The sequence below is a fragment of the Herbaspirillum sp. NPDC087042 genome (assembly GCF_044745245.1).
Classification (GTDB): Bacteria; Pseudomonadota; Gammaproteobacteria; order Burkholderiales; family Burkholderiaceae_D; genus Herbaspirillum.
Genome location: NZ_JBIUZW010000015.1, coordinates 107,720 through 132,431 on the forward strand (window position 1 = coordinate 107,720; position 24,712 = coordinate 132,431).

Sequence of the window (24,712 nt, forward strand, 5' to 3'; positions counted from 1 at the left end):
GGAAATGATGAAGTTTTCGCATGAATGGATTGAGAAGAACCCCTGGCTGCTGATTGCCCTGGTGTTGCTGGTGGTGAGCGTCGGTGGCCTGGCTGAAATCGTGCCCCTGTTCTTCCAGAAGTCGACCACCGAACCGATCGCGGGCCTGAAGCCCTACTCGGCACTGCGCCTGGCCGGACGCGATATCTACATCCGCGAGGGTTGCTACAACTGCCACTCGCAGATGATCCGTCCGCTGCGCGCCGAGACCGAACGCTATGGCCACTATTCGGTCGCTGGCGAGTCGGTCTATGACCACCCCTTCCAATGGGGTTCCAAGCGCATCGGTCCTGACCTGGCGCGCGTAGGCGGTCGCTACAGCGATGAATGGCACCGTGCCCACCTGCACAACCCGCGTGACGTGGTGCCGGAATCGAACATGCCGTACTACCCGTGGCTGGAGCAGAACAAGCTGGATAACTACGACATCGTCGCGCGCATGCGTGCCCTGAAGCGTATCGGCGATCCGTACACCGAAGAAGAAATCAAGAACGCCCCGGCCGAACTGGCCGGCAAGACCGAACAGGACGCGCTGATCGCCTACCTGCAAGGCCTGGGCGTGCTGATCAAGGCGGAGAGATAAGACCATGATTGAATTCATCACCGATCCACGCAGCCTGATCACCCTGATCAGTTTCATCACCTTTGCCGGCATCCTCTGGTGGACCTACGTGGGACACAAGCCAGCCGACTTTTCGCAAGCCGAGATGATCCCGTTCGCCGATGGCGATATCGGCCAGCCAGCGGCACAAGGCAGCGACAAGGAGGTGCGTCATGGCTGATTTCACCAGTGGCTTCTGGAATATCTGGATCATCGTCCTGACCGTGCTGGGTATCGCCGGTTGCGCGCTGCTGCTGTGGCAGCAGTCCAACTGGAAGGTCAAGAAGGGCGACCAGCCGGTGGCGGGTTCCACCACCGGCCACGTCTGGGACGAAGACCTGACCGAGCTGAACAACCCGCTGCCACGCTGGTGGATGTGGATGTTCTACCTCACCATCGTGTTCTCGATCGGCTACCTGGTGGCCTATCCCGGCCTGGGCAACTTCGCCGGCGTGCTGGGCTGGCATTCCACCAGCGAGCATGATGCCGACGTGAAAAAGGCCGAAGCCGAGTACATGCCCCTCTACGAGGGTTACATGAAGCAGGACCTCAAGGCGGTGGCGGCCGATCCGAAGGCGCATGCCATTGGCGAACGCCTGTTCCTGACCTACTGCGCGCAGTGTCACGGTTCGGACGCCCGCGGCAACAAGGGCTTCCCCAATCTGACCGACGACGACTGGCTGCATGGCGGTACCCCTGAGATCATCAAGGAAACCATCATGAAGGGCCGTCACGGCGTGATGCCGCCGATGGGCGCCGCACTGGGCAGCGACAAGGATGTCGACAACGTCGCCAACTACGTGCTGAGCCTGTCCGATTCGGCCCACGACCCGATCAAGGCCGAGCTGGGCAAGAGCAAGTTCGGTGTCTGCATGGCCTGCCACGGCGCGGGCGGCAAGGGTAACCAGGCCATCGGCGCGCCCAACCTGTCGGACAAGATCTGGCTGTATGGCGGCAGCATCGACACCATCAAGGAAACCATCAACAAGGGCCGCAACAACACCATGCCCGCGTTCGGTGAGTTCCTCGGCGAGCCCAAGGTGCATGTGCTGGCAGCCTACATCTGGAGTCTCTCCAACATGCCCAGCAACGCTGCGGCCAAGTAAGCAATTTGCAGGACCGGTCCGCCGGGGACCGAAGCAGGCGTAGACCTGCGCGGTTCCCGGCGGTGACAGTAAAGCGCGTCGCTGCGTACCACAGGCAAGACGCAAGACAACGACGGCAGGGCAGGAACGAGCATGGACAAGGTAGTCAAGACACCGAAGCAGCAACAGGAAGCGGATCCGCCACCCACCAGCGGCGGCACGCAGGACGACTATGCAGTCATCCGCATGTATGCGGCGCGCGAGCAGATCTATCCGCGCGAAATCCAGGGACGCTTTGCCAGCTTGCGCTGGCTTTGTGTCTTTCTGACCCAGCTGGTTTTCTACGGTCTGCCGTGGATAGACTGGAACGGTCGCCAGGCCGTGCTCTTTGACCTGGCATCCCGCAAGTTCTACCTGTTCGGCCTGGTCCTCTGGCCGCAGGACTTCATCTGGCTGGCGGCGCTGTTGATCATCTGCGCCTTCAGCCTGTTTTTGTTTACGGCCATTGCCGGGCGGGTCTGGTGTGGCTATGCCTGCCCGCAGACGGTCTATACCGAGATCTTCATGTGGATCGAGCGGCGCATCGAGGGCAATCGCAGCGCCCGCATGCGCCTGGATCGCCAGCCGCTATCGTTCGACAAGGCCTGGCGCAAGACCGCCAAGCACCTGGCATGGGGTGTCGTGGCACTGTGGACGGGCATCAGCTTCGTCGGCTATTTCTCGCCGATCCGCGAGTTGCTGCCGGACGTCGGCAGCTTCGCCCTCGGTCCCTGGGAAATGTTCTGGATCGTCTTCTACGGTTTTGCCACCTATGGCAACGCTGGCTGGATGCGCGAACAGGTCTGCAAGTACATGTGTCCGTACGCCCGCTTCCAGAGCGCCATGTTCGACCGCGACTCCCTGGTCATCACCTATGACGGCGCCCGTGGCGAGCCACGCATGCCGGCGGCCAAGGCTGCCAAGCTCGAAGGCGGCGCCCGTGCCGGCGATTGCATCGATTGCACGATGTGCGTGCAGGTCTGTCCCACCGGCATCGATATCCGCCAGGGCCTGCAATACATGTGCATCGGTTGCGCGGCCTGCGTGGATGCCTGCGACAGCGTCATGGACAAGATCAAGCGCCCGCGCGGGCTGATCCGCTACTCGACCGAGAATGCGCTGGAGCAGGGCTTCTCGACGGCCGGTATCCGGCGTCGCCTGTTCCGTCCGCGCATCCTTATTTACAGCACCATCCTGGGTGCGGTCATTGCCCTGTTCGCCGGCTCCCTGCTGGTGCGCACGCCGCTGAAGCTGGATGTGATCCGTGATCGCGGTTCCATGGGACGCGAGGTCGAGGATGGCATCATCGAGAACGTCTATCGCCTGCAGATCATCAACACCGACGAGCATGGCCATCGCTATCGCATCACGGCCACCGGACTGGCCGGCATCAGCGTGGATCCGGCCGGCCCGGTCGATGTGGCGGCGACGCTGACGCAGTCGGTGCCGATCCGGGTGCGTGTGCCGCATGGCGTGGGCGAACCCGGCTCCAACAAGATTCACATCGAATTGCAGGCAGAGGACAACGCCGCATTGCATGTGAGCGAGAAGGCAGTGTTCCTGGTGCCACGTCCCTGATCGAATTGAAACGTCTACACAGAGAGGAAATCATGCAAGCCATGTCCCCCAAGCATCCATCGACCATCCCCTGGTACCGCCATCGCTGGCCTTGGCTCCTGATGTCCGGTCCGGCCGTGGTGGTGGTGGCCGGCCTGTTCACGGTGTGGCTGGCCTTCTCGCGGGCCGATGCCCTGGTCGCCGATGACTACTACAAGCAGGGCAAGGCCATCAACAAGGACCTGCGACGCGATCATGAAGCCCAGCGCCTGGGCGCGGCCATCGACATGAAATACGATCCGGCCTCTAGCACCCTGCAGGGCCGCCTGTTCATGAAGGAAACGGCACCGGCCGGCGAGGAAGGCCGCACCCTGATCCTGAACCTGGTGCACCCGACCCAGCCCTCCAAGGATCGTACCCTGGTCGTGCGTCCGGCGGCCGATGGCAGCTTCTCGCTGCCGATGGAAGAAATGGAACAGGCGCGCTGGCGCCTGGTGGCCGAGGATGGCAGCCACGCCTGGCGCCTGCACGGTGGATGGGCATGGCCGCAACAGCGCAGCATCGAAATGAATGCCGAGGCCTACGCACCGGCTGAATAATGCGCTAAGCTGAGACCGAAGCCGGCTCAAAGACCGGCAGTCCACGGATGAATAACGTGAAGGAGACAGCAATGCGTAGACAGCAACGCAATATCGCCATCGTCATCTGGATGGCGTTCCTCATGGCCATCGCGGCCGAAGGCGTGTTTTTTTCCGTATTCAATCCTGACGACCTGGCACTGGCCACCGGTCATGAATGGCAGGCACTGGGTGCCTATACCATCGGATTCTTCTGTTTCTGGGGAAGCTTTTCCGTCTGCGGCCTGCTGGCCGTACGGCTGACACGGGCGCTGCCCAAGGAGCAGCTGCGTCATTTCGCGTAACGGGATCGCTTCGCCTGGGGATCGCCACGCAGGGATCCCGGCGTGGCAGGCCCCGCATGGGGGCCGGTGAGGTCAGCTGGCGCTGCGTGCCGTTGCCGGTGCGCTGACGCTGCTGGCTTCGACGCCGGCGGCCAGGCGCTTGAGGGCCGGCAGGTCCACCACTTCCACATCGCGCTGCTCCACGGCCAGCAAGCCCTGCTTGCGGAACTTGGAGATCAGGCGGCTGATGCTTTCGATGGTCAGGCCCAGGTAGTTGCCCACATCCTGGCGCGTCATGCGCAACTGGAAGCGGGTCGACGAATAGCCACGTGCCGCATAGCGCGAGGACAGGTTCACCAGGAATGCGGCGAAGCGCTGTTCAGCGCGCATATTCCCCAGCAACATGATGACGTTCTGTTCGCTGGTGATCTCATGGCTCATGATGCGGTGGAAGTGGCGCAGCAGGTGCGGGATCTGGCCGAACAATTGTTCCAGGCGGGCAAACGGGATTTCGCAGACTTCGCTGTCCTGCAGGGCGACGGCATCGCACTGATGATGCTCTGTGCTGATGGCATCCATGCCCAGCAGTTCGCCAGGCATCTGGAAGCCGGTGATCTGGCGGTCACCGTCGAGGTTTTCCTGGTAGGTCTTGAAGTGGCCCACACGCACCGCATAGAGCGCCGTGAAGCGATCGCCGATGCGGTACAGGAAGTCGTCACGCGCCACCTTGCGGCGGCCGATGATCTTGTCCAGGCGTTTCATGTCGGATTCGTCCAGCCCCATGGGCAGGCACAACTGGTGCATGCCGCAGGCGGTGCAGCTGCGCAGCGCGGAGCTGGCCGCCGCTTCACGGGCGGCGGTCAGGGAGGCGCAATGAGGCAAGGCGGCGGCGCCGTTGGTCGGCGTGGCAGGAGACGAGGAGTGGCAAGGCTGGTTCATACGAAGTTCCCGGCAGACATGTTGCAATCGAATGGCTCGATTTTAAGTCTGCACAACGGAATACGAGGCACGATATTCCTGAAACAGACGGCATTTCTTGTCTCAGATCAAACATCGGGAAAGTAAATCGCGATCACCCGCACCGCAGTTGTGTTGCACGGCAACAGCCGGCTGAGGAAGTGTGAGGAAGGGGTAGGGGAGCGGCCTTGATGGGGGAAAGTGGGCGGTATCGCGGGGTTTACCGGGGACCCGCGATTGCCCTTCCATGCGACCGTCTTATTGTTGAACCTTCAGAGGTTTGCAGCCTGGTGATTCTGATCCGGGTCAGGCTTCGGCCGTGGCACGGCTGACTTCAGGCAGTGGCAGCGGCGTGCTGGTGGGGCGACCACGATAGTCGGTCCAGCACAGGCGCTTGAAGTCATACAGCTTGCAGCGGCGTGCGGTGTCGAAGTACCAGCGCCAGGAGAAGCGCTGGATCACGATGCGGCCGGGCAGCATGGTTTCCAGTTTCTTCTGGGCCTGCTTGAGGCGATACAGCGGCACGCTCATGTCCACGTGGTGTGCGGTGTGCTCCATGATGTGATGCAGCAGGGCACCCCAGCCGCGGCTGAAGGTCAGGTGCACCGTGGTAGAGACGAAGGGTTGTGCTGCCGCCCAGGTGATCTTGTCTTCATACCAGGCCACCGAAGTGTGGGTATGGTGGACATACACGACGAAGCCGATCATGGCCTTCCAGAACAGGATGGGCAGGATGAAGCCGGTCGCCAGCAGGGTCCAGAACGATTGTCCGGTGGCTTGCGCGGCCCAGGCCAGGCCACCGATCCAGACGGCTGCCACGGCGGTCACCAGGGCGCCATCCCACATGAATTCGGCGCGACGGGTCGGCATCTGCTTCTTCGAGGGGAAGTACATGCGCTTCCACCACATGTCGATCATGTAGTACAGACCGGGTCCGAAGCCGCTGCGGTAGAGACGCTCTACCTGGCGACGCCAGCGCGGCAGGGCCTGGAATTCTTCCAGCGAGCGCGGTTGCCAGACGAAATCAAAACCCTTCAGGTTGGTATAGCCGTGATGCACCACATTGTGACCGACGGCCCACAGGCTGTAGGGCGTGAGCGAAGGCATGAACAGCATGCGGCCCAGCCAGGTATTGAGCTTGCGGTTGGGCGTGAAGGCCTGGTGACAGGCGTCGTGGCCGAGGATGAACAGGCGGCCGATGACGAAGCCATTGACCACGCCGAGCACGATCTTGGCCAGCAGCCAGGGCGCCCAGACGATGGCGGCGAGGCTGGCGCCGAACAGGCCGAAGTCGATGGCCGAGAGCAGCAGGGCGATGGCGGTGTTGCGCTGGCTGATGGGAATGACCCAGGAACGTATTACCTTGCGGTGGGGCATCGGGGCGCCAGGGGCGACCGGTGTATTGCTGGTATGCGAAGTCGAGGACATCGAATTTACCTCTTCATACTGTGGAACGGTGGACGGGGGAGCATGCCGCATATGACTGCTCCAGCGAGCGCATCAGATGGCCGGGGGCGGATGGCGGGGCAACGGGCTGGGGCGCTTGCGCTGATCCCAAAAGACAACGCGACCAGTCATCAGGGATGACGGATCGCGCCGTTTGGGTGCGGCTAGGATACCTTAGAAGCGGTAGCCCACGCCAACACCGATCAGCCACGGATCGATCCGGACGTTGCTGACCTTGCTGCCATTGGCAGCCAAGACATCGCTGGAGATCTGGACCTTCTTGACGTCGAAGTTGATCAGCCAGTTCTTGTCGATCTTGTAGTCGGCGCCGAACTGCAGGGCAGCACCGACGCTGCTGCTGTTGAGCTGCATGCCGTTGGGCAGGTTCACGCTGGAGATGCGGGTGTAGTTGATACCGGCACCAACGTAGGGGCTGAAGGCGGCTTCAGGCATGAAGTGGTATTGCAGCGTCAGGGTCGGCGGCAGGTGCTTGAAGCTGCCGATGGTGTTGCCGTCCAGGCGCACGTCCTGCTTTTGCGGATAGGTCAGGATCAGCTCGGTCGAGATGTTCGGGGTGAAGAAGTAGCTGATGTCGAATTCGGGGATGATCTTCGAGTTGATCGTCAGGCGATCCGATGCGCCGTTGCCATTGATCTGGTCGGACTTGTTGTCCGGGTTCAGGCTGACGGCGCGCACGCGCACCAGCCACGGGCTCTGGGCTTCCTGTGCGAACACGGGAGCAGCGAAGGACGAAGCGAAGGCCGCCACAGCGGCGGTGATGGTGACGATTTTTTTCACGGTTTTTACCTGTCGAGTGAGGATGCACGAAAGGTACGCGTGAACGCGCCGACGGGCTTTGATGCCGATCAAGCGCGATGTTGCATGCGCCGCAAAGGACACAAGCCCGGTCTGCACAGGCAGGCCGGGCTTGGTTTTGCGGGCGACTAGGGAATATGCATCATTCCTTGTAGCGGGCTTCGCGGGCCAGCTTGGTCAGGTTTTCCGGATCTTCGAAGGCCTTGTAGTAGGCGTTCAGGGCCGGTGCGCCACCCAGGTGGGCGTACAGCACGCGCTGACCCTTGAAGTGGCCCTTCTTGGCCATGTCGATGAGGCCGTCGATGGATTTCCCTTCGTAGACAGGATCGGTCAGCATGGCTTCCATCTCGGCGGCGGTGCGGATGGCGGCGATGGTCTGTTCGCTCGGCAGGCCATAGGCCGGGCCGCTGTAGTCGGGGATGATCTCGATGTCGGCGTCGCGCACTACCACGCGCTGGCCACCCTTGGAGGCGATCAGTTCGCAGGTGTCGTTGGCGATCTTGGTGACGGCGCGGCGGGTCATGGCTTCATCGTCGGCGGTATCGATGCCGATGACGCGGCGGCGCTTCTCCTGCGCAGCAAAACCGACCACCATGCCGGCCTGGGTGGAACCGGTACAGGTCGCCACCACGATGTTGTCGAAGAAGATGCCCAGCTGCTGTTCCTGCATCGCCACTTCATCGGCGAAGTTGGCATAGCCCAGGCCGCCCAGCGGGTGGTCGGAGGCACCGGCCGGAATCGGGTAGGGCTTGCCGCCCTTGGCGCGCACTTCTTCCAGTGCGCGGGCCCAGGTGTCCTTCTCGGTGGTGGAGTAACCGTAGCCGCCCATGATGGGATTGCCGCCCATGATGCGGGTCAGCAGGATGTTGCCGACCTTGTCGTAGACCGGGTCATCCCATTCCAGCCAGGTTTCCTGCACGGTATAGGACTTCATGCCCACGGCAGCCGCTGCGGCGCACACCTGGCGCGTATGGTTGGACTGGATGTTGCCGATCGAGACCAGCGTATCGCAGCCCTTGGCCAGCGCGTCGGCCACCAGCCATTCCAGCTTGCGGATCTTGTTGCCACCGAAGGCCAGGCCCGAGGAGACGTCGTCGCGCTTGGCCCAGACCTCCACGCCCAGCATGGCCGACAGGCGCTCCAGCTTGTGGATGGGGGAGGGGAAGAAGCCCAGCGTCTTGCGCGGGAAGAGTTTGTCGAGTGCCAGCATGGGATGCTCCGGTTCAGGTGGATTGTCGAAAATGGTCCGATTCACATCGAATCGCCGGGATCAACTTTACGCCTGGCCATTAAAATCGTGCTTCCGAATTTATGGCATTATCAGGATCAATAAATCATCAATATCAAATTGATGTTTAGGATGTTCTACTAATTATTGAATTATCGGAATAATCATCATGACCCTCGATCGCATGGACAAGCGCATCCTCAAGGCGCTGCAGAAGGATGGCCGCATCGGCAATGCCGAGCTGGCCAAGAAGCTGGGCATGAGCGCCACGGCCTGCTGGAACCACACCAAACGCCTCATGGACGAGGGCTATGTGAAGGAGGTACGCGCCATCCTCGATCCCGAGAAACTGGGCCTGCCGGTATTGGTGACGGTGGGCGTGGTGCTGGACCGCTCCACGCCGGAGAGTTTTGCCGAATTCGAAAAGGCGGTGCGCGAGATCGCCGCCGTGCAGGAGTGCCTGCTGCTGGCCGGCGAGTTCGACTACTGGATCAAGCTGCGTGTGAAGGACCTGCAGGCCTTCAACCGGCTGCATGCCAATACGCTGCTGCGCCTGCCGGGCGTGCGCCAGTTGCGCTCCTTCTTCGTTCTCAATGAGGTGAAGAACAATCCCGAACTCGTGGTCGAGTGAGGGACAATGAAGGATCTTGATCCAGGCTCTATACTGCCAACACTGCCTTTTATTTTTTCCTCCTCAAGGATCTGCTGATGACCTCTACCGCACCTGATACCGGCGCTGCGCTGCGTAGTTTCTATCCCCCCATCGAGCCTTACGATCACGGCTTGCTGGATGTCGGCGACGGGCACAGCGTGTATTGGGAAGTGTGCGGCAATCCGCAGGGCAAGCCGGTGGTGTTCCTGCACGGCGGCCCTGGCGGCGGTTGTGGTCCGTCGCACCGGCGGCTGTTCAATCCCGAAAAATATCGCATCGTGCTGTTCGACCAGCGCGGTTGCGGTCGTTCGCTGCCGCATGCCAACCTCGATGCCAACAGTACCTGGGACCTGGTGGCCGATATCGAACGGCTGCGTGAGAAGCTGGGCATCGCGCGCTGGCAGGTCTTCGGTGGTTCGTGGGGCAGCACGCTGGCGCTGGCCTATGCGCAGACGCATCCGCAGCGCGTGACCGAACTGGTCTTGCGCGGCATCTTCCTGCTGCGCCAGGCCGAGCTGGATTGGTACTACCAGGAGGGCGCCTCGTGGATGGCGCCGGATCGCTGGGATGAGTTCCTCGCCCCCATCCCCGTGGCCGAACGTGGCAATCTGGTGCATGCCTATCGCAAGCGCCTCACCGGCGAGGACGAGGCGGCCAAGCTGCAGGCCGCGCGTGCCTGGAGTCGCTGGGAGGCCAGCACCATCACCCTGGTGGCCGACGAGCGCCTGATCGATTCCTTCAACGACGCGCAATTCGCGCTGGCCTTCGCGCGCATCGAGAACCACTACTTCTATCACAAGGGTTTCATGGAAGAGGGCCAGCTGCTGGCCAATGCCGCTCGCCTGGAAGGCATCCCCGGCGTGATCGTGCAGGGGCGCTACGACCTGGCCACGCCGGCCAAATCAGCGTGGGATCTGCACCAGGCCTGGCCAGGTTCGGAACTGCATCTCATCAACAGCGCCGGCCACGCCTACAACGAGCCCGGCATCCTCGATCAACTGATCGCGGCTACCGATCGCTTCGCCGATCGCTGAGTCCCTGCTGTTCCGGTTCGCCAGCGTTCGCGCGACGCTGGCGAAGATCATGGCAACATCACGGGCGCATCAGCCCGTGCTTGCCTTCTTGCGTCCCCGCTTCCCCGTTAGTTCACTGGCTGCCGTCGGCGCCGATTCCGAATAGACCTGCTCCAGCTCGGCCAGGCGGCCGTTGAGCTTGCCCAGCACCTGCGCCAGCACCTGGGTTTCCTCCGTCGTGATGGCCGAGAACAGGCCTTCGATGAAGCTATTGCGCAGCGGCTCCGTCGAGCGCAGCACTTCCTTGCCCAGCGCGGTCAAAGCGATGTGCTTGACGCGTCGGTCACCGCTGTCGCTGCTGCGCACCACCAGACCGTCGCGCTCCAGCGCATCCACCGCTTCGGTGATGGTGCGCGGTGCAAAGCCGAACGCGGCGGCCAGGTCGGTCGAGCGGACCGGACTGTTGCGTTCGATATGACCCAGGATCTTGGTGCGCGCCAGCGACGAGCCTTCCGCGCTCATGAGCTTGTCCAGCGCCCGGTGCGAGCGCAGGTAGAAGTCGCGCAAGGCCTCGGCGGCCTGGGTGTGATCGTGTGTAAAGCCTGTAGACATGTTTTTTTCAGATACCATATCATATGGTACCTCATTAATTTCATCGGTCGTTGAACTGAATCAACCATCGCCCCGATATTAGGACAAAAAAGATGACAGACGCCACACCCGCCAACAACAATGCGGCCGCCCCGCAGCCTGGACAGAATGCCCCGGGTGATACTCCCAGGAAACGCATGAACCCACGCGCACGCCTCATCCTGCGCACCCTGATGGTGGTGGCGCTGGTGATCGTGGCGTCCTGGATCCTGTATTACCAGTTCCGTGGCAAGTACCTGGAAAGCACCAACGATGCCTTTGTCTACGCTGACAGCGTCACGGTATCGCCCAAGGTATCGGGTTACGTGGAGCAGGTGCTGGTGGCCGACAACCAGATCGTCAAGGCCGGCCAGCCCCTGGTACGCATCGACGCCCGTGACTACTCGGCACAGACCGCGCAAGCCAAGGCGCAGATCGACGCCGCCGGCGCCAGCGAAGAAGCCGCCCGCGCACAGCTGGCCGAACAGCAGGCCGCCATCGACCAGGCCCGCGCCCAACTGGCGGCCGCCGAGGAAGACGCCCGCTTCGCCAGCAGCGAAGTGGAGCGCTACACCCCGCTGGCCGCCTCCGGCGCCGAGACCCGCGAACGCCTGACCACGCTGCGTAACCAGCAGGCCCAGTCCCGCACCACCGTTGCCGCCCGCCGCGCCGCGCTGGAGGCGGCCCAGCTGCGCGTGCGTTCGATCCAGGCCCAGGTGCGCCAGGCCCAGGCGCAAGGCGAGACCGCCCGCGCGCAGTTCGATGCCGCCAGCGTCAATCTCGGCTCCACCGAGGTGCGCGCCAGCGTCGATGGCCGCATCGGCGACAAGCAGGTGCGCGTGGGTCAGTACGTCGCCGCCGGCACGCGCATGATGACGGTGGTACCGACCCAGTTCTATGTCACCGCCAACTACAAGGAAACGCAGATCGGCATCATGCGCGTCGGCCAGCCCGCCGTGGTCAAGGTGGATGCCTTGCCGGGCGTGGAATTCCAGGGGCACGTGGAGAGCATCGCGCCGGGCACCGGTGCCCAGTTCTCGCTGCTGCCGCCGCAGAATGCCACGGGTAATTTCACCAAGATCGTCCAGCGTGTGCCGGTACGTATCGCCATCGATGCTTCGCCCGACGACACCCGTGCTTTCGTGGCCGGCCTGTCGGTGACCGTGGAGGTCAATACCATCGCCGCCAAGGATGAATTGCGCGCTCAGCGCGAGCGCAACAGCGAAGCCAACGCGACCGGCAAGACCGCTGGCAAGGAGCCGCAGTGAGCAGCGCCACTCCCGCCCAACCGCAGGCGGCTGTGAAGCCTGTCGGCGAGAAGGCCGATGCCGCCGCCTGGCTGGCGGTGGCCGCCGGTACGCTGGGGGCGCTGATGGCCACGCTGGATATCTCCATCGTCAACTCCTCGCTGCCGACCATCCAGGGCGAGATCGGCGCCTCCGGCACCGAAGGTACCTGGATCGCCACCGCCTACCTGGTGGCCGAGATCGTCATCATCCCCATGTCGGCCTGGCTGGAACGCCTGCTGGGATTGCGCGTGCTGCTGCTGACGGCGGCGACCCTGTTCACGCTGTTCTCGGTCGCCTGCGGCCTGTCGACCTCGTTGCCGATGATGATCGTGGGCCGCGTCGGCCAGGGCTTTACCGGCGGGGCGCTGATCCCCACGGCGATGACCATCATCGCCACGCGCCTACCGCGTGCGCAGCAGCCGGTGGGCAATGCCATGTTCGGCGCCACCGCCATCCTCGGCCCGGTGCTGGGGCCGGTGATGGGCGGCTGGCTGACCGAGAACGTCAGCTGGCACTATGCCTTCTTCATCAACCTGCCGGTGGGCGCGGCGCTGATCACCTTGTTGCTGGTGGCGATTCCCTACGAACGTCCCAAGCTGGAGCAACTGGCCGAGGCCGACTGGTTCGGCATTGCCGGGCTGGCGCTGGGCTTGGGTGGCCTCACCGTGGTGCTGGAAGAGGGCGAGCGCGAGCAGTGGTTTTCCTCGCCCGATATCCGCTGGCTGGCCGCCACGTCCTTGCTGGGCTTCATCCTGCTGGCCATCGGCCAGGTGCGTGCGCGCCATCCGGTGATCCAGCTGCGCTTGCTGCGCGACCGCCAGTTCGGCTCGGTGGTGATGATGGCCATGATCGTCGGCGTGGCGCTGTACGGCACGGCCTATGTGATCCCGCAATTCCTCTCCGGCATCGCCGGCTACAACTCCCTGCAATCGGGCTGGATCGTGTTGCTCTCGGGTGTGCCGATGATCCTGATGATGCCCTTCACGCCCATGCTGATGCGGCTGGTCGATATCCGTATCGCTGTCGGCACCGGCTTCCTGCTGCTGGCCTTGTCGGCCTTCATCGAGACCGATCTCAGCCCGCTGTCCTACGGCGGCTCCTTCGTCGCCTCCCAGTTGATGCGCGGTGTCGGCACGGTGCTGGCGATGCTGTTCCTGAACCAGGCGGCAATCCGCTCGGTGCCGCCCTCGCAGGCCGGTGATGCCTCCGGCCTCTACAGCGCGGCGCGCAACCTGGGGGGCTCGCTGGCCCTGGCGGCCATCGCGGTGATCCAGGACCAGCGCTTCTGGCTGCACAGCCGTCGCCTGGAAGAAAGCCTGCCAGCCAACTCCGAACTGGTGCAGTCGAGCATCGCCGCCCAGGGCCATCTGCTGGGCAGCCAGGATGCCGCCATCCAGTTGCTGGGTTCCAGCATCCAGGCCCAGGCGCTGACGATGACCTATGCCGACCTGTTCTGGATGCTGGGCGTGGCCATCCTCTGCGTCACGCCGCTGGTGCTGTTCCTGCGCCCCTTGCCGACCCATGCCGCACCGGTGGCTTCTCATTGATCATGACCATGGATAACACGATGTCTTCTTTTCCCGCCGTTCGCCTGATCGCCCTGGCGGCTGCCGCCTTGCTGGCCGGTTGCGCGCTCGGTCCCGACTATGCCGGCCCGCCCGACGCCGCCCCGCACGCCAGCCAGGGTGGGCAGTTCGTGCGTGCAGGCGATGCCGCCCATGCCGCCATGCCCGCCAACCGCTGGTGGGAAGGACTGGGTGATGCCGAACTCGACAGCCTCGTGCAACGCGCCCTGCAAGCCAATCCCAACGTCGGCATGGCGCGCGCCCGCCTGCAGCAGTCGCGTGCCGGACTCGATCTGGAACAGGCCAACGCCGCCCCCACCGTCGGTGCCTCGGCACTGGCCGCGCATGCCCGCCTGCCACCGGCCAACCTGGGCGCGCTCACGGGCGGCTCCAGCTCTTCGTCGTCCTCGCCCAGCAGCGCCAATCTGTACAGCCTGGGCTTCGATGCCAGCTGGGAAGCCGATATCTTCGGCAGCCACCGCCGCGCCGTGCAGGCTGCCGGCGCCACCGCCCAGGCGGCAGAAGCGTCGCTGGCCGATGTGCAGGTGAGCCTGGCCGCCGAGGTCGCCAACGCCTACATCAATCTGCGCGACCGCCAGCAGCGCCTGGCACTGGGCGAGCAATCGGTCCAAGCGCAGCAGGACATGCAGAGGCTGACCGGTCAGCGCGTCGAGCGTGGCACCGCGTCCGCGCTGGAGCAGATCCGCATCCAGAACCAGCTCGATGCCACCCGCGCCGACCTGGTGCCGCTGCAAGCCGACCGCGATGCCTACCTGAACCAGCTGGCCACCTTGCTGGGGCAGGAGCCGGGTACGCTCGATGGCGAGTTGAGCGCCATCGTGCCGGTGCCGCTGCCACCGCAGCAGGTGGCGGTGGGGGACCCGGTCTCGCTGCTGCGCCGCCGTCCCGACGTGCGCGCCGCCGAGCGTACGCTGGCCGCCGATACGGCCAAGATCGGCCAGGCCGAGGCGGCGCGTTATCCCAGCCTGAAGTTGTTCGGTGTCATCGGCCTGGGGGGAACACATCCCTCCGACCTGACCCGGCTGGATGATTTCGCCGCCATCGGTGCGCCGATGCTGAGCTGGAATTTCCTCGACTTCGGACGTGCCAAGGCCCGCGTGACGCAGGCCGAGCGGGTGCGTGATGAAGCCGAGCTGAAGTACCGCCAGGCCGTGCTGGAATCCCTGCGCGACGCCGAGGATGCGCTGTCGCGCTTCCGTTATGGTCGTGTCTCGGTGGCTACCGTGGCGCGCACCAAGGCCTCCGCCGATCGCGCGCTGGATCTGGCGCGGCAACGCTACCAGGCCGGTACGGGCACGTTGATCGAGTTGCTCGATACGACGCGCCAGCAGATCACGGCACAGCAGAACCTGTTGCAGGCCGAGGCCAACCTGACGCGTAGTTTTGTCGGCGTGCAAAAGGCGCTGGGTTTGGGATGGTCTGATCCTTCCTGATCGTAGCCGACCGATCCGATGCCGCGTACCGTGACGGGACGCGGCATTTTTTTTACCCGTGGCAAGTGCTCAAAGATCCTTGCTCAACTCCGCCACCAGGTAATCCAGGAAGATCTCCACACTGCGCGGCAGGGTCCGTCCCGCCAGCGTCTGCACCTCCACGAAGCGCCCGTCGGCCGGGCAATCCCGGATCGGCCGCATGGTCAACTCCCCACGCTCGATCCGGTAGCGCACGGTGACGTCGCCGGTGATGGAGAGCGCGTCGTTGTCCAGCACATAGTTGTGCAGCGACTGGATGTAGTTGCTGGTCATCACCGGTTCGATGGCGATCTGCTGGCGACTGCAGGCGATGTCGAACAATTGCCGCAGCGTCGTGGTGGGGTCGGGCAGGGCCATCGGGTAGGGCTTGAGCTGCGACAGCGATACCTGGCGGAAACGCGCCAGCGGATGCTCGTTGCGCATCACCAGTGCAATCGGGCCGGGCTGGCGGTGGACCACCTTGATCTCGGGCTCGGGCAGGCGCGCGAAGGTCAGGCCGATGTCGGCATTGCCTTCGCGCACCTGGCGCGACACCAGCGCCGGTGCGCCCACGAAGAGCTGGAACACGAAGCCCGGATATTTTTTCTGGAAGGCATTGATCAGGCGCGGCAGGAAGTCGATGGCAAAGCCTTCCGAGGCCGACAGCCTGACCCGGCCACTGCGCAAGCCTTTCAGGGCTTGCAGGTCGGCCACCACGCGGTCGGCTTCCAGTGCCATCTTGCGCGCATGCGCGGCCAGCATCTCGCCACCGGCCGAGAGCACCATGCCGCGCGGGCGGCGCTCGAACAGGACCGTGTCGAGGATCTGCTCCAGGCTGCTGATCTGCCGGCTGATGGCCGAACTGGCCACGTTCAGGCGCTGCGATGCCTCGCTGATGGAGCCGCAACGGACCACTTCCAGGAAGTAGCGCAGGGCGGTGTCTTGCAGGTGCTGCGATTTCATCTTCAGCCTCGATTCAGGACGGGGCGCGCCATCCCTTTTCGGTGCCGCGCGTAAAAAATTCCCATGGTTTATTTGGTGCGTGTTTCACGTCTTTGGTGCAATGCCGTCGTCGTCTCCCCGCGCCGTTTTGCTGCACCTGCTCTGACGGCCCCGGCCCTGATGCAATGCGGGTTTCAACGGGGTGTGTACATTGTGGTGCAGCATTGATGCGTTCCTTTTTCAGCAACGCAGGATTAGAAATTTGATGATTGTGGCATCGATAAATCGTAGCCTAGTATGGCCTCCGACGTCGCTGTTTTTTCACAATTCTCTTACTCGAACGAAGGGGCTGGAATGAACGCACTACATCAATCGGTCGTGGGCTGGTCGCGCTGTGCAGTACTGGTGGCGGGGGCCATCTGCGCGACGGGCGCGCATGCCAACAAGGCCAATGACACCCTGGTCTATGCCTCGGACAGCGAAGTCGAGAACATCAGCCAGTATCACAACAACCTGCGTGAAGGCGTGATCCTGGCCCACCTGATCTGGGACACGCTGGTCTACCGCGATCCCAAGACCAACGACTACAAGCCGCAGCTGGCCACGGCCTGGAAGTGGGAGTCGCCCACGGCGCTGGTGCTGGATCTGCGCCAGGGCGTGACATTCCAGAATGGCGACAAGTTCAGCGCCGACGATGTGGTCTTCACCTTCAACTATGCCGTCTCGCCCGAATCCAAGGCCGTCACGCGCCAGAACACCGACTGGATCAAGAGTGTGGACAAGCTGGGTGACTACAAGGTGCGCATCAACCTGAAGGGCCCGTTCCCGGCGGCGCTGGAATACCTGGCCGGTCCCTTGCCGATCTATCCGGCGGCCTACTTCAAGAAGGTCGGTCTGGAAGGGTTCTCCAAGGCGCCCATCGGCACAGGCCCTTACAAGGTCACCAGCGTGACGCCGGGGCAGGGCGTGACCCTGGTCAAGAACACTACTTACTTCAAGGATAGCCCGCAGGGCCAGCCCGCCATCGGCAATATCAAGTTCGTGGTGATCCCCGATCCCGAGACCCGCGCCGCGCAACTGATGACCGGCGCCATCGACTGGATCTGGCGTGTGCCGCCGGACCAGGCCGATTCGCTCAAGACCAATCCCAAGCTGGCCGTGCAGAGCGGCGAGACCATGCGCATCGGTTTCATCACGCTGGACGCCACCGGTACCTCGGCGCCCAATTCACCCTTCAAGGATGTGCGCGTGCGCCAGGCCGTCAACCACGCCATCAACCGCAAGGGCTATGCCGAGAACCTGATGCGCGGCGGTAGCCAGCCGGTCTATACCGCCTGTTTCCGCACCCAGTTCGGCTGCGATGGCAATGCCGCCATCAAGTTCGACTACAACCCCGCCAAGGCCAAGGAACTGCTGGCCGCCGCCGGCTACCCGAATGGCTTCGATACCGATATCTATGCCTACCGCGAGCGCGAGGTTGCCGAAGCCATCATCGGCGACCTGCGCAAGGTCGGCATCCGTGCCCGCCTGCACTACATGAAGTTCGCCGCCCTGCAGAACGAATACCGCAGCGGCAAGACGCCGATGAGTTTCTACTCCTGGGGCTCGTTCTCGATGAACGATACCTCGGCCTTTGCCGGTGTCTACTTCAAGGGCGGGGCCGACGACATTTCCAAGGATCCGCAACTGCAGCAGTACCTGCAGACGGCCGATACCTCGATCGACCCGGCCGTGCGCAAGGCCAACTACACCAAGGCCCAGGAGTTGATTTCCAAGCAGGCCTATGTGGCGCCGATGTTCTCTTACTCGACTTACTACGCCTACAACGCGCAGCTCAGTTTCCAGGGTTATCCGGATGAGTTGCCGCGGTTCTACGAGGCTTCCTGGAAGTAAGTCTGGCGGTCCAGATTACCGTTCGTCCTGAGCGCCTTCGATACGGCCCCTGGGGCCTACTCAGTCCGAACGGTAAGTGATGGGTGTTGGATGAAGCCCGCAATATTCTTCAAGGAAGGGTCGCCATGTTGATCTACATCCTGCGCCGCATGGCCATCGCCCTGTGCGTGGCACTGACGGTTTCCGTGGTCAGCTTCTCGCTGCTGCACATGTCGGGTGACCTGGCGGTGTCCATCGCCGGGCCCGAGGCGACCGCCGCCCAGGTCGAATCGGTACGTACCCAGTTCGGCCTGGACCGGCCGCTGGCCACGCAATACCTCGACTGGCTGGGGCGTGCGGTACAGCTGGATTTCGGCAAGTCCTTCTACTTCCAGGGACCGGTCATGGAGATGGTCGCCGAGCGCCTGCCGATCACCTTCAAGCTGGGTGGCAGCGCGTTGTTGCTGGCGATCCTGACGGCCATTCCGCTGGGCGTGCTGGCCGCGCTCTACCGCGATACCTGGCTGGACCGCGTGGCCCTGCTCTTCGCCGTGGTAGGGCAGGCCATGCCCAGCTTCTGGTTCGGACTGACCCTGATCCTGATCTTCGCCGTAACGTTGCACTGGCTGCCGGTGGCCGGCAACGAGAGCTGGCAGCACTTCATCCTGCCGGCGGTGGCACTGGGCTACTACGCCATGCCGGCCATGATGCGCCTGACCCGCTCGGGCATGCTGGAGGTGCTGGGGTCGGACTACATCCGCACCGCCCGCGCCAAGGGACTCTCGCGCACACGCGTGGTGTTCAAGCATGCGCTGCGCAACGCCGTCATTCCGGTAGTGGCGCTGGCGGCGGTGGAACTGGGTTTCATGCTGGGGGGCTCGGTGGTCATCGAATCGGTCTACTCCATGCAGGGCCTGGGCCAGCTGGCCTGGGATGCCATCTCGCGCAATGACTACCCGGTGGTGCAGGCCGTGGTGCTGATCATCGCCATGTTCTACATCGGCCTGACCTTCCTGGCCGATGTCATCAATGCGCTGCTGGATCCGCGCATCCGTACCCGTTGATACGTTCATTGCTGGGGATCCGACATGACCGCCACCACTACCACCATGCCCACCATGCCCGCCACGCCCATGCTGCAAGCCGCCTTGCCACCGCTACCCGCCTGGCGCCGCAAGCTGCGCCGCCTGCTCGGCCATCGCGGCCTGATGCTGGGTTCCCTCGTGCTCGCGCTGATCGTGCTGGCGGCGATTCTTGCGCCGCTGCTGGCGCCGCATGACCCCTTCGACCAGGATGTGACGGCGCGCCTGATCCCGCCGGTGTGGCAGGCCCAGGGCAGCTGGGAGCACATCCTCGGCACCGACAAGCTGGGGCGTGACTACCTGTCGCGCCTGATCTTCGGGGCGCGCGTCTCGCTGACCATCGGTATTGCCGCCGCGCTCATCTCCGGCCTCATCGGCACCACGCTGGGTGTGCTGGCGGGTTACTTCGGCGGTCGCACCGATGCCGTCATCAGCTACCTGATCACCACCCGCCTGGCCATGCCGGTGGTACTGGTGGCGCTGGCGATGGCCTCGCTGGTGGGCGGCTCGCTGAAGGTGGTGATCATCCTGCTGGGGCTGCTGCTGTGGGACCGCTTCGCCGTGGTCACGCGCTCGGCCACGCAGCAGTTGCGCGACGCCGAATTCATCGCCGCCGCCAAGGCCATCGGCGCCTCTACGCCCTACATCCTGTTGCGCGAGATCCTGCCCAACATCATGGGCGCGCTGATCGTGGTGGCCACGCTGGAGATGGCCCACGCGATCCTGCTGGAAGCCACGCTGTCCTTCCTCGGCCTGGGTGTGCAGCCGCCCACGCCGTCCTGGGGCCTGATGGTGGCCGAGGGCAAGACCTACATGTTCTTCAAGCCGTGGGTCATCGTCATCCCCGGCGTGGCACTGGCGCTGCTGGTGCTGGCGATCAACCTGGTCGGCGATGGCCTGCGCGATGTCAATGCGCCCGATGGCCGTAACTGAGCCCCGACCTGTACCCGAGGAGAACATCATGAGCGCCAACGACGTTTTGCTGGATGTGAAGAACCTGAAGGTGGACTTGCCCACCGAGAACGGCATGCTGCATGCCGTGCGCGGCATCGACTTCCAGGTCAGCCGCGGCGAGATGCTGTGCCTGGTCGGTGAATCGGGTTGCGGCAAGTCCATGACCTCGCTGGCCCTGATGGGGCTGTTGCCACGCAAGGCACAATGCAGCGCCGATCACCTGCTCTTCGATGGCGCCGATCTCAACCGCATGAGCGAAAAGCAGCTGATGCAGTTGCGCGGCAAGCGCATGGCGATGATCTTCCAGGAACCGATGACCTCCCTGAACCCGGCCTATACACTGGGCAACCAGCTCTGCGAGGCGATGCTGCAGCAGCCCCGCGTGACCCGTGCCGAGGCGCGGGAGCGCGCCCTGTACCTGCTGCATCGTACCGGCATCAGCAATGCCGAGGACCGCTTGCGCCAATATCCGCACCAGCTTTCCGGCGGCCTGCGCCAGCGCGTGATGATCGCCATGTCGCTCATGTGCAGCCCCGACCTGATCATCGCCGATGAACCGACCACCGCGCTGGACGTGACCATCCAGGCCCAGATCCTGCGCATGATCCGCGAGTTGCAGCAGGAGTTCGGCACGGCCGTGATCTTCATCACCCACGACCTGGGCGTGGTCTCGCGCATCGCCGATCGCGTCGCCGTGATGTATGCGGGCCAGGTGGTCGAAACCAGCGAGGTGGCGCAGCTCTTTGCCCAGCCGCAGCACCCCTATACCCGTGGCCTGCTCAACTGTATCCCGGTGCGCGGCAAGACGCCGCCGGGCAGCCGGCTGCAGGCCATTCCCGGTGTGGTGCCCAGCCTGGTCGGCGAGGTGCGCGGCTGCGCCTTCCGCAACCGCTGCACGCTGGCCGACAGCGGCTGCGAGATCGATCCGCCGATGGTGCAGCAGGGCAGTGCGGCGGCCTCGCATCTGGCGCGTTGCCACAAGCTTGGCGTTCCCGTTTCCGCGATGGAGGTGGCAGCATGACGACCGCAGCAATTCCTCAAGAAGCGCCGCTGGACGATATCGCCCTGGAGCTGTGCGCGCTGTCCAAGATCTATCCGCTCAAGCGCGGGCTGTTCCAGCCGCCGGGCGAACTCAAGGCCGTCAACGATGTGTCGCTGCGCCTGTATCGCGGCGAGACCCTGGGCCTGGTCGGTGAATCGGGGTGCGGCAAGAGCACGCTGGCCAAGATGCTGCTGGGCTTGCTGGCGCCGACTTCCGGCAATGTGCTCATCAATGGCCAGGAGGTCGATCCGACCCATCGCCGCGAGCACGCGCGCCATATCCAGCCCATCTTCCAGGACCCGTATTCGTCCCTGAATCCGCGCAAGACCGTGGCCGAGATCGTCGGCCTGCCCTTGAAGCTGCATGGCATCGGCAGCGCCGCCCTGCGGGCGCGCCAGGTCAAGGAGATCCTCGACCTGGTCGGCATGCCCGAGCGCACCCACGCCCAGTATCCCAACCAGCTCTCCGGCGGCCAGCGCCAGCGGGTGGCCATTGCGCGCGCGCTGGTCCTGCGGCCGGACATCCTGATCTGCGACGAGCCGACCTCGGCGCTGGACGTGTCGGTACAAGCGCAGATCCTGAACCTGCTGCTGGACCTGAAGGCCGAGTTCGGTCTCACCTATCTCTTCATCAGCCATGACCTGGGCGTGGTGGAGCACCTGGTGGACCGGGTGGCGGTGATGAACAAGGGCAGCATCGTCGAGCTGCAGAGCCGCGAACAGCTCTTTGCCGATCCCCAGCATCCCTATACGCGCATGCTGCTGGCCAGTGCACTGACGCCCGAACCGGGCCTGGGCATTCCGGCGCTGGCCGCAGCCGCATGATGTCAACCACAACGACTATCCCCGAGGAGGAGCAGCATGAGCAGAGCACAAGCCATCGCCGGCGTTGAAGCCTATTTCGATGACGGCCGTTTCATGGACACACTGAAACGCCGCGTGGCCATCCGCACCGAGAGCCAGGAAGCGGCCAGCCGTCCCATCCTCTACGACTACCTGCACCAGGAGATCACGCCCTTTCTGGAGACGCTGGGCTTTGCCTGCGAGGTGATCGACAACCCGCTGCCCGCGGGCAGTCCCTTCCTGATCGCCGAGCGCATCGAAGAGGGGGCCGCCTTCACCCTGCTGACCTATGGCCATGGCGACGTGGTGCGCGGCTATGACAAGCAATGGCGCGCCGGCCTGTCACCCTGGGAGATCGTGGTCGAAGGCGACCGCTGGTACGGTCGCGGCATCGCCGACAACAAGGCCCAGCACACCATCAACTTCGCCGCGCTGGAGGAGGTGATGAAGGTCCGTGGCGGCAAGCTGTGCTATAACGTCAAGCTGATCCTGGAAATGGGCGAGGAGACCGGTTCTCCGGGCTTGAATGCGGTCTGCCAGCGCTATGCGGAGCGTCTCAAGGCCGATGTCTTCATTGCCTCCGATGGGCCGCGTGTGAATGCGCCCACGCCGACCATGTTCCTGGGATCGCGCGGCGGCTGCAATTTCGATCTCAAGGTCAACCTGCGCGACGGTGGTCACCACTCGGGTAACTGGGGCGGGTTGTTGCGCAATCCCGGCGTGCGCCTGGCCAATGCGATTGCCTGCCTGGTCGATGAACGCGGCGCCATCCGCGTGCCGGGCCTGTTGCCGGCATCGCTGCCGCCCAGCGTGCGGCGCGCGCTGGCCGACGTGAAGCTGGGAGGCGGGCCGACCGACCCCGAGATCGATCCTGACTGGGGCGAGCCCGACCTGACCCCGGCCGAGCGGGTGTTTGGCTGGAACACCCTGGAAGTGCTGGCCTTCAAGACCGGTAATCCGGAAGCGCCGGTCAATGCCATCCCCGGTCATGCCAGTGCCCATTGCCAGATCCGTTTCGTGGTGGGCAGCGACGACGCACACTTCCTCGACCATATCCGCGCCCAGCTCGACGAACATGGTTTCGACGACGTGGAAGTGAGCCTGTCGGGCGTGCAGTTCGCCGCCACCCGGCTCGATCCGGATGATGAATGGGTACGCTGGGGCCTGGCCTCGCTGCAGGAGAGCAGCGGCAAGACGCCGACCCTGTTGCCCAACCTGGGCGGCTCGCTGCCCAATGACGTGTTCTCGCAGACCCTGGGCCTGCCCACCCTGTGGGTACCGCACTCCTATCCGGCCTGCTCACAGCACGCGCCCAACGAGCATATACTGGCCAGCGTTTCGCGCGAGTCGCTGCAGGTCATGGCGGGGCTGTTCTGGGATCTGGCAGAGCAGGGCAAGGACGTGCTGGCGCGCCGCGCTTCATCGGAGAAAAAATGAGCCATTCCCACGATCACACGCTGTGCGAGGTCGCCGACCTGCACGATATCCAGGATGAGATCACCGCCATCCGCCGCCACATCCACCAGCATCCCGAACTATCCTTCCAGGAAGTCGATACCGCCGCGCTGGTAGCGGCACGCCTGGAAGAATGGGGCTATGCCGTCACCCGCCACATCGGTGGCAACGGCCTGGTGGCGACCCTACGTGCCGGCAGCAGCACCCGCAGCATCGGCTTGCGCGCCGACATGGATGCCCTGCCGATCCAGGAAGAAACCGGCCTGGCCTGGGCCAGCTGCAAGCAGGGCGCCATGCATGCCTGCGGCCATGACGGCCATACCGCCATGCTGCTGGGCGCGGCCAGGCATCTGGCGCGCACCCGCCGTTTCGATGGCACCCTGAACCTGATCTTCCAGCCGGCCGAGGAAGCCGGCTTCGACAGCGGCGCCCAGAAGATGCTGGAGGATGGCCTCTTCGAGCGCTTCCCTTGCGATGCCATCTTCGGTATCCACAATCATCCGGGCGTGGCAGCGGGCACCTTCATGTTCCGCAGCGGCCCCTTCATGGCCGCCTGCGATACCGTCAAGATCCGCATCACCGGCCGTGGCAGCCATGCGGCGCGACCGCACCTGTCGGTCGATCCGGTGGTGGCCGCGGCCAGCCTGGTGATGGCCTTGCAGACGGTGGTCTCGCGCAATGTCGATCCCATGGAGACCGCCGTGATCACGGTGGGCAGCCTGCATGCCGGTCGCGCCTCCAACGTGATTCCCGAATACGCCACCATGGAGCTGAGCGTGCGCTCCTTCAAGCCGGAGGTGCGCGAGCTGCTGGAGCAACGCATCCGCGCCCTGGTGCAGACCCATGCCGAGAGCTATGGCGCGAAGGCCGAGATCGAGTACCTGCGCGGCTATCCGGTGCTGGTCAATAGCGACGCCGAGACCGCCTTCGCCCAGAGCGTGGCCGAGGAACTGGTGGGCGCGGACAAGGTGATCGCCCCCTTCGGGCCGATCGCCGGCAGCGAGGACTTCGCCTACTTCCTGCAACAGCGTCCCGGCTGCTTCCTGCGGGTGGGCAATGGCCAGGGCCAGCCCATGCTGCACAATGCCGCTTACGATTTCAACGATGACAACATCCCCGTCGGCGCAGCCTACTGGACCCGCCTGGTAGAACGCTGGCTGCCCGTCAAGCCGGGCTGACGGCCACTGTCGTAGCGCTTATGCCCAGGTTGCATAAGGGCATGACGAATGCTTA

The 24,712-nt window shown here is 64.0% G+C and carries 24 protein-coding genes; 18 read left to right on the top strand and 6 right to left on the bottom strand.

Features of this window, described 5'->3' with window-relative positions; all coding sequences use genetic code 11:
• Positions 1 to 7 precede the first annotated feature (7 nt).
• From ccoO to ACIPHN_RS19745, 6 genes are all read left to right on the top strand, one after another.
• On the top strand, positions 8 to 622 hold the full coding sequence (ccoO, locus tag ACIPHN_RS19720; protein ID WP_400438988.1) for a cytochrome-c oxidase, cbb3-type subunit II: 615 nt from the start codon (positions 8 to 10) through the stop codon (positions 620 to 622).
• Between the two features lie 4 nt (positions 623 to 626).
• On the top strand, positions 627 to 821 hold the full coding sequence (locus ACIPHN_RS19725; protein WP_400438990.1) for a cbb3-type cytochrome oxidase subunit 3: 195 nt from the start codon (positions 627 to 629) through the stop codon (positions 819 to 821).
• Complete coding sequence (gene ccoP / locus ACIPHN_RS19730; RefSeq protein WP_400438993.1) at positions 814 to 1,746, top strand: cytochrome-c oxidase, cbb3-type subunit III; 933 nt, start codon at positions 814 to 816, stop codon at positions 1,744 to 1,746. Before ACIPHN_RS19725 ends, ccoP begins: the two co-directional genes overlap by 8 nt.
• Positions 1,747 to 1,878: 132 nt before the next feature.
• The gene (gene ccoG, locus ACIPHN_RS19735; protein ID WP_400438996.1) at positions 1,879 to 3,342 is read left to right on the top strand and encodes a cytochrome c oxidase accessory protein CcoG; all 1,464 of its coding nucleotides are present in this window, start codon (positions 1,879 to 1,881) and stop codon (positions 3,340 to 3,342) included.
• Positions 3,343 to 3,374: 32 nt separating this feature from the next.
• A complete protein-coding gene (locus ACIPHN_RS19740; RefSeq protein ID WP_400438999.1) occupies positions 3,375 to 3,920 on the top strand; it encodes a FixH family protein in 546 nt (181 codons plus the stop codon).
• Between the two features lie 71 nt (positions 3,921 to 3,991).
• Entirely contained in the window at positions 3,992 to 4,243 is a 252-nt protein-coding gene (locus ACIPHN_RS19745; protein ID WP_400439002.1) for a hypothetical protein, read from the top strand.
• A 72-nt stretch (positions 4,244 to 4,315) separates the two neighbouring features.
• Here ACIPHN_RS19745 and fnr read toward each other — a convergent pair whose 3' ends face one another.
• From fnr to ACIPHN_RS19765, 4 genes are all read right to left on the bottom strand, one after another.
• A complete protein-coding gene (fnr, locus tag ACIPHN_RS19750; RefSeq protein ID WP_400439005.1) occupies positions 4,316 to 5,161 on the bottom strand; it encodes a fumarate/nitrate reduction transcriptional regulator Fnr in 846 nt (281 codons plus the stop codon).
• 324 nt (positions 5,162 to 5,485) lie between these two features.
• Positions 5,486 to 6,556, bottom strand: a complete 1,071-nt coding sequence (locus ACIPHN_RS19755) for a fatty acid desaturase (protein ID WP_400439164.1) — start codon at positions 6,554 to 6,556, stop codon at positions 5,486 to 5,488.
• A 243-nt stretch (positions 6,557 to 6,799) separates the two neighbouring features.
• Positions 6,800 to 7,423 carry an OmpW family protein gene (locus ACIPHN_RS19760; RefSeq protein ID WP_400439008.1) on the bottom strand — a complete coding sequence of 208 codons (624 nt, stop codon included), beginning with the start codon at positions 7,421 to 7,423 and terminating at the stop codon, positions 6,800 to 6,802.
• Between the two features lie 160 nt (positions 7,424 to 7,583).
• Positions 7,584 to 8,651, bottom strand: coding sequence for a 1-aminocyclopropane-1-carboxylate deaminase (locus ACIPHN_RS19765; RefSeq protein WP_400439011.1), 1,068 nt, complete (start codon positions 8,649 to 8,651; stop codon positions 7,584 to 7,586).
• Positions 8,652 to 8,838: 187 nt separating this feature from the next.
• On the opposite strand from ACIPHN_RS19765, the gene ACIPHN_RS19770 reads away from it, so the two are divergent.
• A complete protein-coding gene (locus tag ACIPHN_RS19770; RefSeq protein WP_008330522.1) occupies positions 8,839 to 9,300 on the top strand; it encodes an Lrp/AsnC family transcriptional regulator in 462 nt (153 codons plus the stop codon).
• A gap of 77 nt (positions 9,301 to 9,377) precedes the next feature.
• The gene (gene pip, locus ACIPHN_RS19775; protein ID WP_400439017.1) at positions 9,378 to 10,355 is read left to right on the top strand and encodes a prolyl aminopeptidase; all 978 of its coding nucleotides are present in this window, start codon (positions 9,378 to 9,380) and stop codon (positions 10,353 to 10,355) included.
• A gap of 69 nt (positions 10,356 to 10,424) precedes the next feature.
• Here pip and ACIPHN_RS19780 read toward each other — a convergent pair whose 3' ends face one another.
• Positions 10,425 to 10,946 (bottom strand): MarR family winged helix-turn-helix transcriptional regulator, encoded by a 522-nt coding sequence (locus tag ACIPHN_RS19780; protein WP_400439019.1) that lies wholly within the window; start codon positions 10,944 to 10,946, stop codon positions 10,425 to 10,427.
• Positions 10,947 to 11,038: 92 nt separating this feature from the next.
• On the opposite strand from ACIPHN_RS19780, the gene ACIPHN_RS19785 reads away from it, so the two are divergent.
• From ACIPHN_RS19785 to ACIPHN_RS19795, 3 genes are read left to right on the top strand one after another with little or no spacing between them, the layout of a single operon-like run.
• The gene (locus ACIPHN_RS19785; RefSeq protein ID WP_400439021.1) at positions 11,039 to 12,232 is read left to right on the top strand and encodes an HlyD family secretion protein; all 1,194 of its coding nucleotides are present in this window, start codon (positions 11,039 to 11,041) and stop codon (positions 12,230 to 12,232) included.
• Complete coding sequence (locus ACIPHN_RS19790) at positions 12,229 to 13,800, top strand: MDR family MFS transporter (protein WP_400439024.1); 1,572 nt, start codon at positions 12,229 to 12,231, stop codon at positions 13,798 to 13,800. The genes ACIPHN_RS19785 and ACIPHN_RS19790 overlap by 4 nt, the downstream gene beginning before the upstream one ends.
• Positions 13,800 to 15,272 (top strand): efflux transporter outer membrane subunit, encoded by a 1,473-nt coding sequence (locus ACIPHN_RS19795; protein WP_400439167.1) that lies wholly within the window; start codon positions 13,800 to 13,802, stop codon positions 15,270 to 15,272. The genes ACIPHN_RS19790 and ACIPHN_RS19795 overlap by 1 nt, the downstream gene beginning before the upstream one ends.
• A 69-nt stretch (positions 15,273 to 15,341) precedes the next feature.
• Here the strand turns inward: ACIPHN_RS19795 and ACIPHN_RS19800 are convergent, their stop codons facing one another.
• Positions 15,342 to 16,253 (bottom strand): LysR family transcriptional regulator, encoded by a 912-nt coding sequence (locus ACIPHN_RS19800; protein WP_400439026.1) that lies wholly within the window; start codon positions 16,251 to 16,253, stop codon positions 15,342 to 15,344.
• A gap of 333 nt (positions 16,254 to 16,586) precedes the next feature.
• Between ACIPHN_RS19800 and ACIPHN_RS19805 the strand changes: the two genes are divergently transcribed.
• The 7 genes from ACIPHN_RS19805 to ACIPHN_RS19835 all read left to right on the top strand — a co-directional run bounded on the left by ACIPHN_RS19805 (position 16,587) and on the right by ACIPHN_RS19835 (position 24,657).
• Positions 16,587 to 18,125, top strand: coding sequence for an ABC transporter substrate-binding protein (locus tag ACIPHN_RS19805; protein WP_400439028.1), 1,539 nt, complete (start codon positions 16,587 to 16,589; stop codon positions 18,123 to 18,125).
• A 125-nt stretch (positions 18,126 to 18,250) separates the two neighbouring features.
• Positions 18,251 to 19,168 (top strand): ABC transporter permease, encoded by a 918-nt coding sequence (locus ACIPHN_RS19810; protein ID WP_400439031.1) that lies wholly within the window; start codon positions 18,251 to 18,253, stop codon positions 19,166 to 19,168.
• A 24-nt stretch (positions 19,169 to 19,192) separates the two neighbouring features.
• Positions 19,193 to 20,119 carry an ABC transporter permease gene (locus ACIPHN_RS19815; RefSeq protein WP_400439033.1) on the top strand — a complete coding sequence of 309 codons (927 nt, stop codon included), beginning with the start codon at positions 19,193 to 19,195 and terminating at the stop codon, positions 20,117 to 20,119.
• A gap of 28 nt (positions 20,120 to 20,147) precedes the next feature.
• A complete protein-coding gene (locus ACIPHN_RS19820; protein WP_400439036.1) occupies positions 20,148 to 21,161 on the top strand; it encodes an ABC transporter ATP-binding protein in 1,014 nt (337 codons plus the stop codon).
• Positions 21,158 to 22,006, top strand: a complete 849-nt coding sequence (locus tag ACIPHN_RS19825) for an ATP-binding cassette domain-containing protein (RefSeq protein ID WP_400439039.1) — start codon at positions 21,158 to 21,160, stop codon at positions 22,004 to 22,006. The genes ACIPHN_RS19820 and ACIPHN_RS19825 overlap by 4 nt, the downstream gene beginning before the upstream one ends.
• A gap of 36 nt (positions 22,007 to 22,042) precedes the next feature.
• Positions 22,043 to 23,461 (top strand): M20 family metallopeptidase, encoded by a 1,419-nt coding sequence (locus ACIPHN_RS19830; protein WP_400439042.1) that lies wholly within the window; start codon positions 22,043 to 22,045, stop codon positions 23,459 to 23,461.
• Positions 23,458 to 24,657 (top strand): M20 aminoacylase family protein, encoded by a 1,200-nt coding sequence (locus ACIPHN_RS19835; protein ID WP_400439044.1) that lies wholly within the window; start codon positions 23,458 to 23,460, stop codon positions 24,655 to 24,657. The genes ACIPHN_RS19830 and ACIPHN_RS19835 overlap by 4 nt, the downstream gene beginning before the upstream one ends.
• Positions 24,658 to 24,712 lie beyond the last annotated feature (55 nt).

Bases quoted from the DNA above. Each gene is read 5' to 3' on its own strand.
- ccoO (WP_400438988.1), top strand. From the start codon at position 8: ATGAAGTTTTCGCATGAATGGATTGAGAAGAACCCCTGGCTGCTGATT.
- ACIPHN_RS19725 (WP_400438990.1), top strand. From the start codon at position 627: ATGATTGAATTCATCACCGATCCACGCAGCCTGATCACCCTGATCAGT.
- ccoP (WP_400438993.1), top strand. From the start codon at position 814: ATGGCTGATTTCACCAGTGGCTTCTGGAATATCTGGATCATCGTCCTG.
- ccoG (WP_400438996.1), top strand. From the start codon at position 1,879: ATGGACAAGGTAGTCAAGACACCGAAGCAGCAACAGGAAGCGGATCCG.
- ACIPHN_RS19740 (WP_400438999.1), top strand. From the start codon at position 3,375: ATGCAAGCCATGTCCCCCAAGCATCCATCGACCATCCCCTGGTACCGC.
- ACIPHN_RS19745 (WP_400439002.1), top strand. From the start codon at position 3,992: ATGCGTAGACAGCAACGCAATATCGCCATCGTCATCTGGATGGCGTTC.
- fnr (WP_400439005.1), bottom strand. From the start codon at position 5,161: ATGAACCAGCCTTGCCACTCCTCGTCTCCTGCCACGCCGACCAACGGC.
- ACIPHN_RS19755 (WP_400439164.1), bottom strand. From the start codon at position 6,556: ATGCCCCACCGCAAGGTAATACGTTCCTGGGTCATTCCCATCAGCCAG.
- ACIPHN_RS19765 (WP_400439011.1), bottom strand. From the start codon at position 8,651: ATGCTGGCACTCGACAAACTCTTCCCGCGCAAGACGCTGGGCTTCTTC.
- ACIPHN_RS19770 (WP_008330522.1), top strand. From the start codon at position 8,839: ATGACCCTCGATCGCATGGACAAGCGCATCCTCAAGGCGCTGCAGAAG.
- pip (WP_400439017.1), top strand. From the start codon at position 9,378: ATGACCTCTACCGCACCTGATACCGGCGCTGCGCTGCGTAGTTTCTAT.
- ACIPHN_RS19780 (WP_400439019.1), bottom strand. From the start codon at position 10,946: ATGTCTACAGGCTTTACACACGATCACACCCAGGCCGCCGAGGCCTTG.
- ACIPHN_RS19785 (WP_400439021.1), top strand. From the start codon at position 11,039: ATGACAGACGCCACACCCGCCAACAACAATGCGGCCGCCCCGCAGCCT.
- ACIPHN_RS19800 (WP_400439026.1), bottom strand. From the start codon at position 16,253: ATGAAATCGCAGCACCTGCAAGACACCGCCCTGCGCTACTTCCTGGAA.
- ACIPHN_RS19805 (WP_400439028.1), top strand. From the start codon at position 16,587: ATGAACGCACTACATCAATCGGTCGTGGGCTGGTCGCGCTGTGCAGTA.
- ACIPHN_RS19810 (WP_400439031.1), top strand. From the start codon at position 18,251: ATGTTGATCTACATCCTGCGCCGCATGGCCATCGCCCTGTGCGTGGCA.
- ACIPHN_RS19815 (WP_400439033.1), top strand. From the start codon at position 19,193: ATGACCGCCACCACTACCACCATGCCCACCATGCCCGCCACGCCCATG.
- ACIPHN_RS19820 (WP_400439036.1), top strand. From the start codon at position 20,148: ATGAGCGCCAACGACGTTTTGCTGGATGTGAAGAACCTGAAGGTGGAC.
- ACIPHN_RS19825 (WP_400439039.1), top strand. From the start codon at position 21,158: ATGACGACCGCAGCAATTCCTCAAGAAGCGCCGCTGGACGATATCGCC.
- ACIPHN_RS19830 (WP_400439042.1), top strand. From the start codon at position 22,043: ATGAGCAGAGCACAAGCCATCGCCGGCGTTGAAGCCTATTTCGATGAC.
- ACIPHN_RS19835 (WP_400439044.1), top strand. From the start codon at position 23,458: ATGAGCCATTCCCACGATCACACGCTGTGCGAGGTCGCCGACCTGCAC.